This is a genomic window from Virgibacillus sp. 6R, assembly GCF_001895305.1.
GTDB classification, from domain to species: Bacteria; Bacillota; Bacilli; order Bacillales; family Amphibacillaceae; genus Virgibacillus; species Virgibacillus pantothenticus.
The window spans coordinates 1,966,044-1,982,917 of record NZ_CP017762.1 but is presented as its reverse complement, the minus strand read 5'-3'; the positions used below and the strand labels follow the sequence as shown (position 1 = coordinate 1,982,917).

The window sequence follows — 16,874 nt, the reverse complement described above, 5'->3', positions numbered from 1 at the left end:
GAAGCACCTCTTTGCGTGCGAGTATGCAACATCCATCTTCATACGATAATTCCACGTCGAATCTAAAGCTTGATCACTACTATAGTAAAATAACAGAAGATGTATCTCTTTTATAAAGCTAAAGTACCTCCTTAAGCTGTTCAGATTTTATTTTATAATAAAGTAACCGAATACATAATAAAATATTAATTTAATTATTTCTATTACTAATAGTTTGACAATAAAGGGATTAAAAAGTTAAAATATAGTTTATAAAAAGGTTTATAAGGGGGAGTACGCATGAAACAATCAAAGCAATTTTTATTAATGGTTACCTTATTTATCTTTGCGTTATTACTGACAGCATGCGGAGGGGACAATAAAGCTGACAGTGCAGATGAAGGGGGCAAGGCAGAGGGGGAAAAACCAGAATTTCTAAGCTTATTGACTGGTGGAACAAGTGGTACATATTATCCCTTGGGTGGAGAAATGGCCTCCATTATTAAAGATGAAACAGGTATTCAGACAGACCCGCAATCATCCAATGCCTCTGCTGATAATGTAGCTGCTTTAAGAGATGGAGATGCGCAATTAGCTTTTGTACAGACAGATGTTATCTCTAATGCAATTGAAGGAATAAACTCATTTGAAGGAGAGCCCGTGGATAATGTGCAAGCAATTGGCTCCCTTTATCCAGAAACCATTCAAATTGTTACAACAAAAGATTCAGGGATTACCTCAGTGGAGGATTTAGCTGGAAAAGCGGTTTCTGTTGGAGCTCCTGGGTCAGGGACGTATGTGAATGCGGAGCAGATTTTGGAAATTCATGATATGACAATGGATGATATTGAAGCGCAAAATCTTGATTTTGGAGAGTCGACTGGTGGTATTCAAGACGGAAATATTGATGCCGCATTTATTACAGCGGGCACCCCGACAGGTGCTGTTGAAGGATTACAAGCTCAAGTGGATGTAAATATTGTTCCGATTGCTCAAGAAAAGACGGATGCCTTGGTAGAAAAATATCCTTATTATGCAAGTGATACAGTTCCTGCAGGGACATATGGGCTGGAAGAGGATGTCCAGACAGTGGCCGTACTAGCGATGCTGGCTGTAACAGACAGTCTCTCCGAAGATGTTGTCTACGATATTACGAAAGCTATTTATGAAAATTCAGATAAAATCGCACATGATAAGGGTCAGCTTATAACGAAAGATACTGCTCTTGATGGGATTGGTATTGATTTACATCCAGGTGCTAAAAAATATTTTGATGAAGAAGGTATTTCAGCTTCTGAGTAATGATGTAGCGATAGTGACCGGCTGTAAAATTAGTTTGCAGAATTTTGCTGCCGGTTATTCTATTGTCCCCTAAAAGTAAGACTGACATCTCATAACATTTAAAATTTCGAAACCTAAAAATATAAGGTGAAGACCATATGAAAGCTTTAGCTAGAAAGCAATGGGGTTTTATGCTTATTTTCCTCGCTAGTATTACGCTGTTAATTACTTTACTTGTTCCCTTTCAAACAGCGCTTATTTTTTATAAGGAAAATACAAATCGAATAGAAATGTTCCTTCCTGTCGAGGAGGGGGATCCGTTTCAGCTTATATTTACCCATTCCATTCATTTAACAGATGTAGTGGAAAAATATGAAATAACGGATAAGAAAACGATCCGCCAAACGGAAATCAGCTTTGAGGAATTTGCTATCGGTATGCCTTCTAATGCGCAAGGTGATGAACAATTTACTTACGAAGATGGAAAATATCATATTAAAAATATAAATCAAACGTTTGATCAAATTAAGCTTCGCAATGGAAAAGTTGTTTCTGAAAATAGACTCGTTTGGGGAGATGGCGCAGACTATCGCGTTTATTTAAACGATTATGTGGAACCAGGTGCTTGGTTTACGTTAAAAGTGGAAGACATAACGCTATGGCAATACCTGAAAGGAGTGGAAATACATGAGTGAGGAAAAAGATCAGTTAACGGAACAAGAAAAAGAAGAATTGTTACAAAAATACGATACAGAATCAAATACGAGGAAGCTTGCAGGAATGGCTGCTGGGATCGTATTCATTGGCCTGCTGGCATTTTCAATCTTTCAATTATATACAGGTGCATTTGGACAAAAAACGGCTTATATTCAACGGACTGTTCACTTAGGATTTGCACTCTCCTTAATTTTCCTTTTGTTTCCAGCGAGAAGGAGCGGAAACAAGTTCCGGGTTGCCTGGTACGATTATGTGCTTGTTATATTATCGATTATTGTTTGTAGCTATTGGCCGCTATACTATGAAACACTTGTGCAGCAAATTGGCGGTATTACAGAAGCGCAAATGATTATTGGAGGAATGGCTATATTACTCGTAATGGAGGCTGCGCGAAGAGCAGTAGGCTTGCCGATTACAGTTATAGCAGGTTTGTTTTTAATTTATGCTTTATTTGGTAGGCAAATGCCTGGCATAATAGCCCATCAAGGATTAAGTCTAGAACAGCTTATCGATACGATGTTTTTTACGACAGATGGGATTTTAGGAACACCATTGCAAGTTTCTTCCACTTATATTTTCCTCTTTTTGTTATTTGGTGCATTTTTAGTCCAAACAGGAGTCGGGAATTATTTCAACGATTTAGCCATCTCCATTGCCGGTAGACGGACTGGGGGACCTGCGAAGGTAGCGATTTTTTCTAGTGCATTAAATGGGACAATATCTGGAAGCTCCGTTGCCAATACAGTAACGACTGGTTCCTATACCATTCCAATGATGAAACGATTAGGGTATAAACCGAATTTTGCGGGTGCTGTAGAAGCAGCCTCGTCAACAGGTGGACAGATTATGCCGCCAATTATGGGAGCGGCTGCTTTTTTAATGATTGAATTTGCTGGTGTAGGGTATTGGGAAATTGCTCAAGCTGCACTAATCCCAGCTATTTTATATTTTTCTGGTATTTGGATCATGACACATTTAGAAGCAAAACGAATTGGTTTGTACGGGCTGCCAAAGGACCAAATCCCCCCTAAGAAAGAAGTGCTTAAAAAAATTTACTTGCTCCTGCCGATTATAGCAATTGTTTGGCTGTTATTTGAGGGATTTAGCATTGAACGAACGGCGCTGTATGGAATAGGTATTACCATATTAGTTAGTTTATTTATGAAGGAAACGCGTATAACGCCGAGAAAATTCATTACCGCACTGACGTCAGGAGCACGTACAGCATTAGGCGTGGCTGCAGCCACTGCTTGCGCTGGAATTATTGTTGGTGTCGTCACAAAGACGGGGCTAGGAGTAAAGTTAGGAAATAGTTTAGTGGATATCGCAGGAGCCATCGCCACATCAGCAGATATGCAATTATTATTGACCTTGTTTTTTACGATGATTACGTCAATTATTTTAGGAATGGGTTCACCTACGACTGCGAATTATATTATAACTTCAACGATAGCTTTGCCTGCTATAGTAGCTTTAAATGGTGAATTGGAAGTTGCTATACCATTACTTGCTGGGCATATGTTTGTGTTTTATTTCGGTATTGTAGCTGATATCACTCCACCAGTCGCACTCGCTGCTTTTGCAGCTACGGGGATTTCAGGAGGAGAACCGATTCGTACTGGGGTAAATGCTGCGAAGCTGGCTATTGCTGCTTTTATTATTCCGTATATGTTTGTTTTACAGCCAGAATTATTAATGATTGATACATCGATAGTCGAGGTTGGGTGGATTTTATTTACAGCTATTACAGGTATGATCGCGATTGGCGCAGGATTGATTGGCTTTTGGTATGTAAAGCTCCACTGGTCCATTCGACTTGTAAGCATAGCAGTCGGTTTATTGTTAATTTATCCAGAAGGAAATACGGATTTATATGGATTAGCCGCCTTTATTCTTATGTTAGCTATCCAGTTGTACATGAATCGTTCAAAAGCATCAGGTGAGGAAATGGAAAAAACGGCCAGCGGTTAGGGAGAGGATCGTAACCGCGTAAACCTTATGTAGCTTACGCTTGGTTTTCTGGATGTATGGATACCATCTCTTGGCGTTATGAAGGAAGGGCAACATGCGAAAAATGTGTGTTGACACTTCCCGTAAGCTGAAATGTTTTATGGATTCTTCTAAATAGCAGACGATAGACTCTAACATCATGATATGGATGTTAGAGTTGTTTCGTTGTATAGGAACCTATAAAATGAGATGCTTGTGGAAACGAAATAACCGACTAGTCACGTCCGGCTCCATCTCCCAGCAACTAGGCGACTTCTTAGGTTGTAAAATTTATCGTTTATCCGGTATGTAAGGTGCTGTAAGCCTCCCGCTTAGAGGAGTTATCTGAACTGCAACGTATTTCGTAATAAGTCTTTAGACCATACCCTTGGGCTACTAATCATCAGTGGGGGATGAAAGATCCCCCTGATAGAAGGTTCACTTTACCTACATGCGATAGCGCGGTAGTTGTAAGATTTTCTATCCCATTAAGTGGAAGTTTGGGGAGTATTATAGTTGATACTGTTAAGCAAGCTAGCGGAGGAAAAACACGGAGACTCCTTGAAAATGAACTAGACATTTTCTTCGTGCGATGTTTCGCTGACGTAGCTTTCCTTGTCCTGTGGGAAAGCGCAGTGGGAAGACCCTGCAGAAAAAAAGCGAATTTCTTTTTTTGAGGAGGCTGAGCGCCAGCCCTAGGAAAGCGTAGTGTTTTTCCGCAGCGGTCACTAGCTACATTTCGCTTACATGTTTTTCAAAACAATTGTTGTATTAAAAATCAATAAATTTGTACATAAATAGAGTGCTGGAAATATAGAGGTTATAACTATGTCGAGAAAAACTTGAGACATACCATAAAGAAATCTTACTTTCGCATAACCGAAATTTGTTTTAAAATGGTAGATAATTCATTTTTGCAGAAAAGAATCTAGGATCACGTAAAGCTGAAGAGAATAAGTTGTACAAAGAAGATAATCATTTTTTCCCTAACGTACTTTGCAAAGTTTCTTATCATGTCTTGGAATTCAGGAATATAAAATGGAAGTACCTTAGATCGCGTCAATAAAGGAGATCAAATAATGAGGCTGTTGCAATTAATGATCATTGGAGTTATCTCAGGTCTCGGTCTTGGAAGCTTTCTAAAACTTATGGAACAAATGACATCAAAACAGGTCTATACATTATTGTTAAATGTTGATTACATTCCTGTATTAAACAGCTGGTGCCTAAATGAATTCAGTGAATTTATGTTGCATATTCTCGTTTCTATCATACTTGTGCCAAGTATCTATTATAGCTTGAAACAGATCGGTCAAAGGCAAAGCATATACACATATATGCTAATTAGTAGTTTAATAGGTGCAATATTATATGTAACGACAAGCTTTTCTACTCGTACACCAGCTCTTTATGATGAGGCAGCATTTTTACTTTGGATCCTAGGTCATCTATTATTCGGATGGATTGTAGGTACTTTAATAGCTATGATAGTAAAGGATTAGATAATGATGAAAAACAGCAGAAGATTGTCAAAAGCAGTTAAACGGACGTTTTTAATTGGAGTCGCATTGTTTATATTACTTATCGGTATTTCGTTGTTTTTTCAACGTACTTTGTTGAATCAACCTGATTCACAAACAGGGCCATTAATCAGTGAACAAGTATTAGATTATCGCCCACTTGTAGCCAAATATGCCAAACAGTATGGGATTGAAAAACATGTAGAAACCATCCTTGCCATAATGATGCAAGAATCTGGAGGACGTGGGGACGATCCGATGCAAGCCTCAGAAAGCTACTGTGGCGAGCGAGGATGCATCAAGGACCCGGAATTATCTATTAAACAAGGTGTCTATTATTTTTCCAAAACATTGAAAGCGGCGGATGGAGACTTGCTAACTGCTGTTCAGTCTTATAATTTTGGAAAGGGGTTTATTGATTTTATTCGGGAACAGGGAGAGAATTTTTCCCAGGAAGCTGCTATTCAATTCTCACAAAAAATGTATGCTAACGATCCAGACAAGGAAAAATACCGTTGCTTACGGGATGGAGCAAAGGAGCTTGATGCTTGTTATGGCGATATATACTACGTTAAATCCGTCATGGCATATAGAGAAAAAATAACAGAAGAGTAGCTTTTTCCGTGGTATGATGAAAAGAAGGAGGAGATAGCAATGAATAAGGCAATTCATACCGAAAAGGCGCCAGCTGCATTGGGGCCATACTCACAAGCTGTTGCGGCAGGTGATTTTCTTTATGTGTCGGGGCAAATAGGCATTGATCCGACGACAGGGGAAATGACAGAAGGGATTGAAAACCAAACGAAGCAAGTATTGAAAAATATTCAAGCCATTCTTGAAAAAGCAGGCACAGATCTGACAAAGGCAGCTAAATTTTCAATCTATTTAAAGTCAATGGATGATTTTTCCACCGTGAATGAAATATATGGTAGTTATTTGCAAGAGCCATATCCAGCAAGATCGACGATTGAAGTTAGTAAACTACCTAAAGATGCGCTTGTAGAAATGGATGTTATTCTACATTTAAAGGCTTAGGAGGCGAAACTTGCAAAACCCCGCGTATCATAATCCAACAAAATTGATTTTGGGGAAAGGGCAATTAGGCAAGCTCCTTCAATAACTGGCTCCTTATCGGAAACTTATCGTTTTATGGTAGAGGAAGTATTAAGCGTAAAAGGATATATGAACGTGTTATGGAGCAGTTAAACAGTATCCATGCAAAATGTCTTTGAATTATCTAGTGTGAACCTAATCCAAGGATCTCTACTATATGTAAATGGGTAGAAATTAACTGATTGAAGATTCACTTTATAGGATGTTTTAAAAACCTGGTGAAGTGAAAAGCAAAAAGGGCTGGCTATTATTCATACATAGCCAGCTCTTCTTTAATCGCAGCTCTTATTTTATCCAAGCATTCTTCTGGTGTGTTTCCAAAAATGCGTCGATTGTTAACGAGCGCATATGGCTTTACTCTGCACAGTCCGCAAAAGGATAGACAATCATTTGTGAGTACAGCTACTTCAGGGAACTCTTTTTCTAAAATTTCCTCTATATCAATAGAAGTGATTGCATTTCCGTCACAGACCTCAACTACGACAATACCCATTGCTATCACTTTCTTTCTGATTTTAGTTTGTATACAAAAGGTAGACAGTACCAAGTATCATAGCAGTAGATATATAAAAGCCGTTAACAACAAGTTACCGATGGTCGACCTCTTGTTTATAACCGACTTTTAGTACATGCTCTTCATTTCCCTTACCCTTAAATAAGGTACTTTGTTAGTTTTAGCATAAACGTAACGAGAAATCAATCATCTAAACTGAGTCTTGCTTCTTTCCTGGTTGTACAAAGCTCATGGATACCCAATTACGCTGTTTCCAACGGCGGAGCATGAATAAACCACGCAGCCATTCATCAGCAATAAAGGAAATCCAAATCCCCATGAGACCAAGATTTAGGTAAATAGCGAAGAACCAAGCAAAAGTAACGCCAATGCCCCACATGACAGCAACACCAATATAAACTGGAAACTTCACGTCTCCTGCTGCACGTAAGGAGCTAATCATGATTAAATTAAAGGCTCGTCCAGGTTCAAGCACAATTGTCATTAATAATAGCCATGCTCCAGTTTCTAAAATGGTCGTATCATCTGTGAAAATTCCTAGTAATGGCTTGGAATAAAAGTAAACAATCGTAGCCATCGATAATGAGACGACAATAGATATTTTGAGACTTTTCATCACACGCTTGTATGCTGCCTCCATATCTCCAGCACCAACTAAATGACCAACGAGGATTTGCGTGCCTTGACCGATAGCAATGGAAAATAAAAAGATAAACATCATAATATTTTGCGCATATACCTTTGTAGTAATTGCGATGGTACCAAGTTGCGCGATAAAATAGGTGATTACCATCTGGCTGGCATTATAAGAAATCTGTTCCCCGGCAGACGGAATACCGATTTGCAATAATCGCTTGACATATTGTTTTTGATAACGGAAAAAGTATCCGATTTTTATCTCGTCACTGTTTCGTTTCCAAAATAAGTAAAATAACACAATAACTCCGATAAAACGGCTGATTGCAGTTGAATAAGCTACTCCTTCCACCCCTAGTACCGGAAATCCAAACGGACCGAAAATAACTAAATAATTTCCCATGACATTCAGGATATTCATGCCAATGGTGACATTCATCGTATCCTTTGTATATCCATAGCTACGCAAAATAGCACCGAGCGTCATAATTAAAGCTTGAATAAAGATAAGTCCACCAACAATTTGCATATAGCTGGATGCTTCTCCCATGATTTCCTGTGGAAGATCCATGAATTGCAGGATGGTTTTTGCGCCGAAAAATAAACCAACGCTTAGAAACAGTGAAAACAATAGGTTTAAGCTAATAGACAAGGCGGAAATTTCTCCTGCCTGTTGATTATTTTTGGCACCTAGATTTTGCGCAATGAGGATAGCCGCCCCTTGCGCTACAAAGCCAAACATCACAATGACTACCGACAACACTTGATTAGAAACACCAACAGCTGCGACGGCTTTATCGGAATATTGGCTTAGCATTAGTGTATCCGCATTCCCCATTAACATATGTAGGAAAATTTCAATAAAAATAGGCCACGTTAGACCAAACAATGTGAGCCTTTTCGCTTTTTCTGAGGACATAGTTATCCCAACTTTCTAAGCTATCATAGAGTTAGTTTACCTTTATTTGGCCAGAATGGGAAGTATTAAAAGATGGTGTTTAAATGAATGTCATTCTAGCATCGTCCGGCTTCATCGCTCAGCATCGATGCGACTTTAGAAATACGCCCTACGATAAGGCCTCATCGGTTCGTCACTAAGAGGTATGCCGACTAAACACGGGCTTGCCGCCCAGACGTCGGCATACCTCTGTTTTTAGTGGCATGATTCCTTTACCCCGTAAAAAGGCGTTGTAGTCTCCCACTTTAAGAATGGAAGAATGGTGAGCTGAACAAGTCGAAGCGGGAGGTAACAGCACCTAAATCCCCGATTCGTTCAAGGTCCTTTAGGTCATACCCTGGTGGTACTAACAATCAGCGGGGATGAGGAAAACCCCGCTGATTGAAGGTTCACTTTATCTTTAGTTGATTCGTTCCATTCGCTACGTTGCTAAACGGGCGCCCCGCGCCTTTGTTCTATTTTTCTCAAAGGGCTGTTGGAGAACTCCAATTGAATGAAGCTCCTTTTAGTTTTCTAAAAAGAGCTGAAACAGAAAAAAACGAGAACGATGGTCGTCCTCGGTTAGCCTCTTTTCGCAAACAAAGAGTGAGAATGTGAACGGTTGTATTCATGTTTATACCAGAAATACAACATAATGCCTCCGCTTAATAAAAGCAGTAAGCTAGTAAGAAGAAAGACAGCGGAAAAGCCGAAGAATCCAGCAATTACGCCACCTAATGCAGGCCCAATGATATTGCCTAAAAAGCGTAAACTGGTATTATAGCCTAGAACTTCACCTTGCATAGAAAGAGGTGCAGTTTGCCTAATATATGCAATACGAACAGGGATTATTCCGCCAATGGAAATACCTAATAAAAAGCGTAAAACAACTAGCTGCCAAATGTTTGTTACCCAAGCACCGGGAAGATAAACAATTCCAGCCATAAATAACAATACAATCAGCACTTTAATATAGCCGACTTTATCCCCTAGTCTGCCAAGCCGTCTTGACATAAGCAAATTACCAAGTCCAGCTGCAGAAAATGCCACTCCTGAGAAAAAGGCAATATTGGCCGGACCGTGAATGTCTTGGACAAACAAAGATAAGATTGGTTGCACACTAAAATGAGCGATCTGAACCAACGCAGAGATAAGCATTACAATGAGTAAAACCGGGCGTGAAATAATATGCTGTAGGACTTGTTTTCTCGTATAAGATTTTTCATCTTTTTCATTATCAGCGAGATTTGCTTTTATTTCTTTAACGCCGAAGAACACAATAATAGCAGAAAAGAAAATGGTTATGGATACCCATTTAAACGTACTTGCATAACCAAAGGCATCTGCAAGTGTTCCGCCTAATAGAGGACCCATCAACGTTCCAGTAATGCTACCAGTTTGCAGTGTTCCAAGTACTTTTCCAGCGATATTTTTTGGTGTTTGTGTAGCAATGAATGCTTGTGACATAGGAATAAATCCAGTAGCAATTCCCATTAGCAGGCGGAGCATAAATAACTGCCATACTGATGTGGCAAACCCCATTAAGAATAAGGAGAGACCCATTCCAGTTGCAGAGAATATAAGCAGTTTTTTGCGTCCGTATTTGTCACCAATCCGACCCCAGATCGGGGAAAAAATGAAGGCAGTGACAAAAGTGATTGCAAAAATCCAGCCTGACCAATTCTGAACATACGCATCTGAGAAATTCCCCATCGACTCAATGTATAAAGAAATAAATGGAAGCACCATTGTCATACTTCCAGAAACAAAAAAGTTAGCAAACCACATGATTGCTAAGTTTCGTTTTACTATAGGATGATTGTCAATGATGGCAATACCCTTCTTTCTGCTAAATATTTCGTCACTCTAAATATTATCGTATTTCTAGGGAAAAAGAAAGGAATCTGCTTTAATCGTAATGACCAGCTATGTTAGACTTATCAGTATTAATTTAAAGCCGGAGTCTCTGTTAATTACTTATAACTAGTTGTTCACATAAATATTGTTTATCTGGCAATAACATCACCATTTCCATTTATTGCGAGCTGAATCTGAGTAGGATAGTGGGCAATCCAATTGCAAGTCAAAGTCTGTTCAAATAACAAACAGAAGAAAGTCCTCTTTTGCTTGAAATATAACTTTCGTATATAAGGTGCTGTAAGATTCCCACTTCAAGAACTGGAGATCCATACAACAAGTCTAAGCGGGGATAACAGGACCTAAAGTGACCTTTAGGTAGATCATTACGGTACTAACAAGCAGTGGGGTATGAATGAAAATCCCCACTGATGGAAGATCCGATTTATAATCATAGTAAATCATGTTGGAATAGCATGGAGTTTAATTTGTTGATGGTCTACTTTTCCTAAATGGGAGGTTGGGCGTATACGCCTCTGGTAGTAATTTTGATAAAATGATATTCAATTTTTTGCAAAACAGGTATAATAATATTTAGTTTATGAAAAACATAGACTAAAGCAAGAACAAATAAAGGGAGAAATGAAATGATGATAAAAAAAACAAGCAAATTTCTCATCATCACACTGATTGCTGTTTTGGCTCTAGGGTCAAGTTTACCTATTCATGCAGACAGCGGAGCAAGTGATTCCGATAGTATTAATGAAAAATTAGGACCACCTATTGTGGTATATGGTGCGCAACTCTCTGATAACCAGCGAGCAGAAGTAAAAGACTTATTAAATGTCAAAGATGAAAACCAAGTCGATGAATATGATGTTTCAGGACAAGACGCAGCAAAATATATTAACGGCAACCCCAATTCAAATATGTATTCCAGTGCGAAAATTACTCGCCAGGAAACAGGCAACGGCTTAACCATTAATATAGTGACTCCGGATAATATAACGGAAGTGACTAAAGAAATGTACGCTAATGCATTGCTGACAGCTGGAGTGGAAAATGCTACGGTTGATGTTGCCTCTCCGGTAAAAGTTAGCGGTCATTCTGCTTTAACAGGAATTTATAAAGCGTATGACGTCGAAGGCGAACAGCTTGACAAGGAACGGATGGAGCTGGCAAATGAAGAGCTTGATGTGGCGACACAATTAGCGAAAAAAGAAGGAATGGATTCGGAAAAGGTTAGTCAGTTGTTAACAGAGATTAAGCAAACTATTGCTGAACAAAATCCTGCAACAAAAGAAGATGTGGAACGAATTGTTCAAGAACAATTGGATAAATTGGAAATAAACTTAAGTGATAAAGATCGTCAATTGCTTATTGATTTAATTGATAAAATGCGCGATTTAAATATTAATTTTGATCAAGTTAAAAGCCAGCTGGAGGACATTACATCTGCGATTAAAAATAAGGCAGATGAACTCGGTTTAGATGAAGGATTTTGGGAAAAGGTCGGAAATTTCTTCAGTGAACTTTTCCAAGCAATTAGTAATTTCTTTAAAGGGTTATTTAGTTAGTCGGAATATATTAGATTTGAAAGCATACCTTTATGCATAAGGGTATGCTTTTTCATATTCTATTAAAAGAGCGCTGTGTTTATAGGCTAGAGTTGCTTATCTATGAATTTCTTTGTATTTATGGATGAGTTAATTATAAGGCTCATGACACAGACAAATTCACTGGTACGTTTATTGCCTTTGGACTTCTAAATAAAAAGATATATTACAAGAAGTTCCGTTCTATGACTATCGTAATACAAAAAAGGAGATTGATAGTACTTTTATATCAAAAAGGTTACAACTGTAATAATACAACCTCATTTTGGTAATCCTTGTAATGGACTTTTAAACGTACTGTAACTGCACGGTCATAGCCCATGTGTTAGGATAGGCTATGTCAGATATTTAAGGAGGGAAAACGAATGAAAAAGATTGTGGCTTCATTCGCTACTGGTATGATTATTGCTGGCACTGCTGCTACTACAGTATCAGCAGAAGAGTATGACGTAAAAAACGGAGATAACCTTTGGAATATTGCAAATGAATATAATACAACTGTAGAACATTTAGTTGAAGTAAATGAATTAAAAACAACTACTATACAACCAAAACAAACACTTATTATAAATAAACAAGCAAAAATGAAATATAAAGTCCAAAAGGGAGATACATTAAGCGTTATTGCAAATAAATATGGTGTATCTGTAGAAAATTTAAAGGAATGGAATAAATTAGATTCCGATCTAATTATTGTTGGTCAGAATCTGACCATTGAAGGTGCAACAGTTTCCAATGACAAGCCAGCCGAAACGGAAGAGCAACCTCAAGCACAGCCTGCGGTGCCAACGAAAAAAGAACAACAACCGGTTACAGAAACGAAAGCACCTGTGCAAGAGCAGCAAGCAACACCAGCTTCTTCTAAACCTGCTGCTAGTCAAAAAGCACCTGAAAAAGCATCTGAGCAGCAATCACAGCAGGAAAACCCTCAGGGTCAATCGTTTTCTGTAACTGCAACAGCTTACACAGCAAGCTGTAATGGATGTTCTGGTGTAACAGCAACAGGTGTTGACTTGAACAAAGATCCAAATGCAAAGGTAATTGCTGTTGATCCGAGTGTCATTCCATTAGGTTCTAAAGTTTATGTTGAAGGCTATGGCTATGCAACGGCAGCTGATACTGGTGGTGCGATTAAAGGCAATAAAATTGACGTTCACGTCCCATCCAAAGGGGAAGCAACGAATTGGGGCGTCAGAACGGTTAATGTAACGATTGTAGAATAATAGATTTTAACATGTATATATTCCAATATGAATCGAGTGAGATGTTTATCTTACTCGATTTTTTGTATGCAATTTTTATTTTAGAAATTGAAATTCATCTATGCATCCAGTCCGTATTCGTTTATATGACAATTGTCATGTTGGAATGATGACAACGCATACTATTCTTTTTTAAACAGAGAACGTAGACTAAAGAAGAAATATTTTATTTATCCCGTATCTAAGTTGCTGTAAGCCCCTACTTCACGAGTTGGAAAATCTGTACAAGTTTAAGAGTAGGAGATAACAGCACCTAAATGCCCGATTCTTTCTTCTAGTGGGGGAGGAATGAAAACCTCCACCGATTGATGATTTACTTTATCAGCTTTAATATTCAAAATATTCCCTTCCGCTCATGCTTTTAAACCACAAAAAATCAATCTTCGTAGTGGATAGAAGATGATGTACCATTAAATATGATATGCGAAGGAGATAAACCATGTTTCTGGAAATAAAATCAATTCCAAGTCATTTGGAAAAAAACAAGCCTTGCGGAAAATTTCCATGAATGTCATGAACTTTTAGGATTTGGATGTTAAAGTGGAGCATCCTCTATGCCAAATGGAAGATTCAAAGCAAGGATCGGGTGTCCACTTATCCGCATATAAGGTGCTGTAAGATTCCCACTTCAGGATAATGTGTACTGCAACGTGGGAGATTACACTACCTAAATGCACTATTTCTTAAGAAGCTTTTAGGCCATACTATTATGGTACTAACCATCAGCGGGGGGGCGAATGAAAATCACCGCTGATGGAAGATTCACTTTATATATCCTGAACTTTAATGTTGTCTGGATTATCACTGATTATTTCATTTGAGTTACTATTTATCTCTACATATCCGAATATTCCAAAAGTAATAATAAGAACTGCACATAAAACGACAAGAAGTTTTTTCATATAGTTTCATTCCTTTCTCCTCTTAGGTATCTTTATCCTGCATAGTAAGAAGCTGTAAGACTCCCACTTCAGGAGTAATCTGTACTGCAATCGTCTAAGCGGGAGATCACAGCACCTAAATGCTCAATTCGTTTATTTAACAATCAGTGGGGGAAAGAATTTCCACTGATAGAAGAGTCACTATATTTTTGAAAAAATGTTGTTTCAAAATGATTGGAATAGTTGAATCATCATTGACTTGTTTGGCGCTATTCGTCTCAAGGCTTCCAGTCGGAAATTTGTCTTCCTCTAAATTCTTCCCTTTTTTACAGAATAAGAAAGTATAAAATTTGTTGCTTTGGGATAAGGGAATAACTGAATAGCCACGTCCGGCGCATGAGCCCAGCAACTAGGCGACTTTAGAAATGCGCCCTACGATAAGTCATCATCGGTTCGTCGCTAAGGGGCAGGCCGACTAAAAACGGGCTTGCCGCTCAGGCGTAGCAATCCCTGTTTTTAGTGGCATGATTCCTTTATCCCGGATATAAGGTGCTGTAGACTCCCAGTTCAAGAATGGAAGCGGTGAGCTAAACAAGTTGAAGTGGGAGGTAACAGCACCTAAATCCCCGATTCGTTCAACTAACAATCAGCGGGGATGGAAGAACCCCCGCTGATTGAAGGTTCACTTTATCTTTAGTTGATTCGTTCCATTCGCTACGTTGCTAAACGGGCGCTTGCGCCTTTGTTCAACACCCATGTTTTAAATAACCTTAGATTCAGTATAAAAAATTCCCTGCTCTTAAACCATTGTTTTAGGTGACAATGTAGCAGGTAAATCTTACAAATTTGCAATCTTTGCGGTGTGTTCGACATCTTTCTACAATCGCTTATTGGAATAAAAGTGGTTTTTTAGACAAATTCCTGTAATTAGCGCTTTCTCCGATTAAACATTTCGATTGACTTGTGTTAAACTGAAAATGAAATAAGCATTATCTCGCATGGAATGGCGCAGTATCTGTCCTTGTATCCTAGCAAGAGATGATACGTTGGGCATCTAACAGATAGTAGATGCCGATTCGCGTCTCTAACAATCTTTGGGGGATAAAGATTTATTTTATTCCGCATATAAGGTGCTGTAAGACTCCCACTTCAAGAATTGGCGAAACAAGTCTAAGCGCAAGATCACAGCACCTAAATGCCCTATTTCGTAAGAGGCCTTTAGGTCATACCATTACGGTACTACCAATCGGTGGGGGATAAAAGAAAACCTCCACTGATGGAAGGTTCACTTTATAGTATGACACGTTTCATGTCACAGGAACCAACATAAACTTACATAAAAGGAGGACGTAAAATGACTAGTAAAGCGTTAGATTCTTTTTTAAATGACAATATTGCTGATTTGAAGGAACGAGGTTTATATAATGAAATTGACCCTGTACAAGGTCCGAATGGTCCGGAAATAAAAATTGGCGAGCGAACATTAATCAACCTTTCTTCGAATAATTACCTTGGGTTAGCTACGGATGACAGGTTGAAGCAGGTAGCGAAACAAGCAGTTGATTCTCATGGTGTTGGTGCGGGTGCTGTACGTACGATAAACGGAACGCTTGATCTTCATCTTGAGTTAGAAAAGAAGCTGGCAGCATTCAAAGGAACAGAGGCGGTTATTTCTTATCAATCTGGATTTAATTGTAATATGGCAGCTATTTCTGCGGTTATGGATAAAAATGATGCCATTTTATCTGATGAATTAAACCATGCGTCCATTATTGATGGTTGTCGCCTATCCAAAGCGAAGATTATTCGTTTTAATCATTCGGACATGAACGATTTGCGAAAAAAGGCGAAAGAAGCTGTCGAATCTGGACAATATAATAAGATTATGGTTATTACCGATGGTGTATTTTCAATGGATGGCGATATTGCTAAGCTTCCGGAAATTGTTGAGATTGCAGACGAATTCGACCTGATTACGTATGTAGATGATGCGCATGGTTCTGGAGTTCTTGGAAAAGGAGCAGGAACAGTGAAGCATTTCGGTCTGCAGGATAAAGTCGATTTTCAAATGGGCACATTATCCAAAGCTATTGGCGTAATTGGTGGTTATGTGGCTGGAAAAGCGAACCTTATTGATTGGTTAAAAGTCCGTTCTCGTCCATTTCTGTTTTCCACGGCTGTTTCGCCTGCTGATGCTGCAGCTAGCACGAAGGCTGTCGAGCTCCTCATGGAAAGCACAGAATTAAATGAAAAGCTATGGGAAAATGGCGACTATTTAAAGGCTGGCTTAAAGCAATTAGGTTTTGATATCGGTGATAGTGAAACACCAATTACACCTTGTATGATTGGCGACGAAAATGCGACACAAGAATTCAGCAGACGTCTTAACGAAGAAGGTGTTTATGCGAAGTCGATTGTTTTCCCAACTGTACCACGTGGAACAGGGCGTGTGAGAAATATGCCAACAGCTGCACATACCAAAGAAATGTTGGATAAAGCAATCGCAGTATATGAAAAAGTTGGCAAAGAACTTGGTGTTATTTAGTGAAAAGAGATAAGTGCTAGAGAGGAT

At 38.8% G+C, this 16,874-nt stretch carries 13 protein-coding genes; 9 read left to right on the top strand and 4 right to left on the bottom strand.

What is annotated here, in order from left to right; all coding sequences use genetic code 11:
* The first annotated feature begins 279 nt into the window (after positions 1–279).
* The 6 genes from BKP57_RS08965 (at position 280) to BKP57_RS08935 (ending at position 6,521) form a co-directional block, all read left to right on the top strand.
* A complete protein-coding gene (locus BKP57_RS08965; protein WP_050350871.1) occupies positions 280–1,281 on the top strand; it encodes a TAXI family TRAP transporter solute-binding subunit in 1,002 nt (333 codons plus the stop codon).
* A 137-nt stretch (positions 1,282–1,418) separates the two neighbouring features.
* On the top strand, positions 1,419–1,955 hold the full coding sequence (locus tag BKP57_RS08960) for a DUF1850 domain-containing protein (RefSeq protein WP_072741383.1): 537 nt from the start codon (positions 1,419–1,421) through the stop codon (positions 1,953–1,955).
* On the top strand, positions 1,948–3,948 hold the full coding sequence (locus tag BKP57_RS08955; protein ID WP_072741382.1) for a TRAP transporter permease: 2,001 nt from the start codon (positions 1,948–1,950) through the stop codon (positions 3,946–3,948). The genes BKP57_RS08960 and BKP57_RS08955 overlap by 8 nt, the downstream gene beginning before the upstream one ends.
* Before the next feature lie 1,097 nt (positions 3,949–5,045).
* Complete coding sequence (locus BKP57_RS08945) at positions 5,046–5,468, top strand: hypothetical protein (RefSeq protein WP_072741380.1); 423 nt, start codon at positions 5,046–5,048, stop codon at positions 5,466–5,468.
* 3 nt (positions 5,469–5,471) lie between these two features.
* Positions 5,472–6,101 carry a lysozyme family protein gene (locus tag BKP57_RS08940; protein ID WP_072741379.1) on the top strand — a complete coding sequence of 210 codons (630 nt, stop codon included), beginning with the start codon at positions 5,472–5,474 and terminating at the stop codon, positions 6,099–6,101.
* A gap of 39 nt (positions 6,102–6,140) precedes the next feature.
* On the top strand, positions 6,141–6,521 hold the full coding sequence (locus BKP57_RS08935; protein ID WP_050350877.1) for a RidA family protein: 381 nt from the start codon (positions 6,141–6,143) through the stop codon (positions 6,519–6,521).
* 325 nt (positions 6,522–6,846) lie between these two features.
* On the opposite strand, the gene BKP57_RS08930 is transcribed toward BKP57_RS08935, so the two are convergent.
* The 3 genes from BKP57_RS08930 to BKP57_RS08920 form a co-directional block, all read right to left on the bottom strand.
* Positions 6,847–7,092 carry a YuzB family protein gene (locus tag BKP57_RS08930; RefSeq protein ID WP_050350878.1) on the bottom strand — a complete coding sequence of 82 codons (246 nt, stop codon included), beginning with the start codon at positions 7,090–7,092 and terminating at the stop codon, positions 6,847–6,849.
* Positions 7,093–7,303: 211 nt separating this feature from the next.
* Complete coding sequence (locus BKP57_RS08925; RefSeq protein WP_072741378.1) at positions 7,304–8,668, bottom strand: MATE family efflux transporter; 1,365 nt, start codon at positions 8,666–8,668, stop codon at positions 7,304–7,306.
* A 600-nt stretch (positions 8,669–9,268) separates the two neighbouring features.
* The gene (locus BKP57_RS08920; protein WP_050350880.1) at positions 9,269–10,474 is read right to left on the bottom strand and encodes an MFS transporter; all 1,206 of its coding nucleotides are present in this window, start codon (positions 10,472–10,474) and stop codon (positions 9,269–9,271) included.
* Between the two features lie 719 nt (positions 10,475–11,193).
* On the opposite strand from BKP57_RS08920, the gene BKP57_RS08915 reads away from it, so the two are divergent.
* Together BKP57_RS08915 and BKP57_RS08910 are read left to right on the top strand one after the other, a co-directional pair.
* The gene (locus BKP57_RS08915; protein WP_050350881.1) at positions 11,194–12,120 is read left to right on the top strand and encodes a DUF1002 domain-containing protein; all 927 of its coding nucleotides are present in this window, start codon (positions 11,194–11,196) and stop codon (positions 12,118–12,120) included.
* Positions 12,121–12,524: 404 nt separating this feature from the next.
* Positions 12,525–13,382: a LysM peptidoglycan-binding domain-containing protein gene (locus BKP57_RS08910; protein ID WP_072741377.1), complete on the top strand. Its 858-nt coding sequence runs from the start codon at positions 12,525–12,527 to the stop codon at positions 13,380–13,382.
* Between the two features lie 1,395 nt (positions 13,383–14,777).
* On the opposite strand, the gene BKP57_RS22030 is transcribed toward BKP57_RS08910, so the two are convergent.
* Entirely contained in the window at positions 14,778–14,948 is a 171-nt protein-coding gene (locus BKP57_RS22030) for a hypothetical protein (RefSeq protein ID WP_156875304.1), read from the bottom strand.
* Positions 14,949–15,656: 708 nt separating this feature from the next.
* On the opposite strand from BKP57_RS22030, the gene BKP57_RS08905 reads away from it, so the two are divergent.
* The gene (locus BKP57_RS08905; protein WP_072741376.1) at positions 15,657–16,847 is read left to right on the top strand and encodes a glycine C-acetyltransferase; all 1,191 of its coding nucleotides are present in this window, start codon (positions 15,657–15,659) and stop codon (positions 16,845–16,847) included.
* Positions 16,848–16,874 lie beyond the last annotated feature (27 nt).

Bases quoted from the DNA above. Each gene is read 5' to 3' on its own strand.
- BKP57_RS08965 (WP_050350871.1), top strand. From the start codon at position 280: ATGAAACAATCAAAGCAATTTTTATTAATGGTTACCTTATTTATCTTT.
- BKP57_RS08960 (WP_072741383.1), top strand. From the start codon at position 1,419: ATGAAAGCTTTAGCTAGAAAGCAATGGGGTTTTATGCTTATTTTCCTC.
- BKP57_RS08955 (WP_072741382.1), top strand. From the start codon at position 1,948: ATGAGTGAGGAAAAAGATCAGTTAACGGAACAAGAAAAAGAAGAATTG.
- BKP57_RS08945 (WP_072741380.1), top strand. From the start codon at position 5,046: ATGAGGCTGTTGCAATTAATGATCATTGGAGTTATCTCAGGTCTCGGT.
- BKP57_RS08940 (WP_072741379.1), top strand. From the start codon at position 5,472: ATGATGAAAAACAGCAGAAGATTGTCAAAAGCAGTTAAACGGACGTTT.
- BKP57_RS08935 (WP_050350877.1), top strand. From the start codon at position 6,141: ATGAATAAGGCAATTCATACCGAAAAGGCGCCAGCTGCATTGGGGCCA.
- BKP57_RS08930 (WP_050350878.1), bottom strand. From the start codon at position 7,092: ATGGGTATTGTCGTAGTTGAGGTCTGTGACGGAAATGCAATCACTTCT.
- BKP57_RS08925 (WP_072741378.1), bottom strand. From the start codon at position 8,668: ATGTCCTCAGAAAAAGCGAAAAGGCTCACATTGTTTGGTCTAACGTGG.
- BKP57_RS08920 (WP_050350880.1), bottom strand. From the start codon at position 10,474: ATGTGGTTTGCTAACTTTTTTGTTTCTGGAAGTATGACAATGGTGCTT.
- BKP57_RS08915 (WP_050350881.1), top strand. From the start codon at position 11,194: ATGATAAAAAAAACAAGCAAATTTCTCATCATCACACTGATTGCTGTT.
- BKP57_RS08910 (WP_072741377.1), top strand. From the start codon at position 12,525: ATGAAAAAGATTGTGGCTTCATTCGCTACTGGTATGATTATTGCTGGC.
- BKP57_RS08905 (WP_072741376.1), top strand. From the start codon at position 15,657: ATGACTAGTAAAGCGTTAGATTCTTTTTTAAATGACAATATTGCTGAT.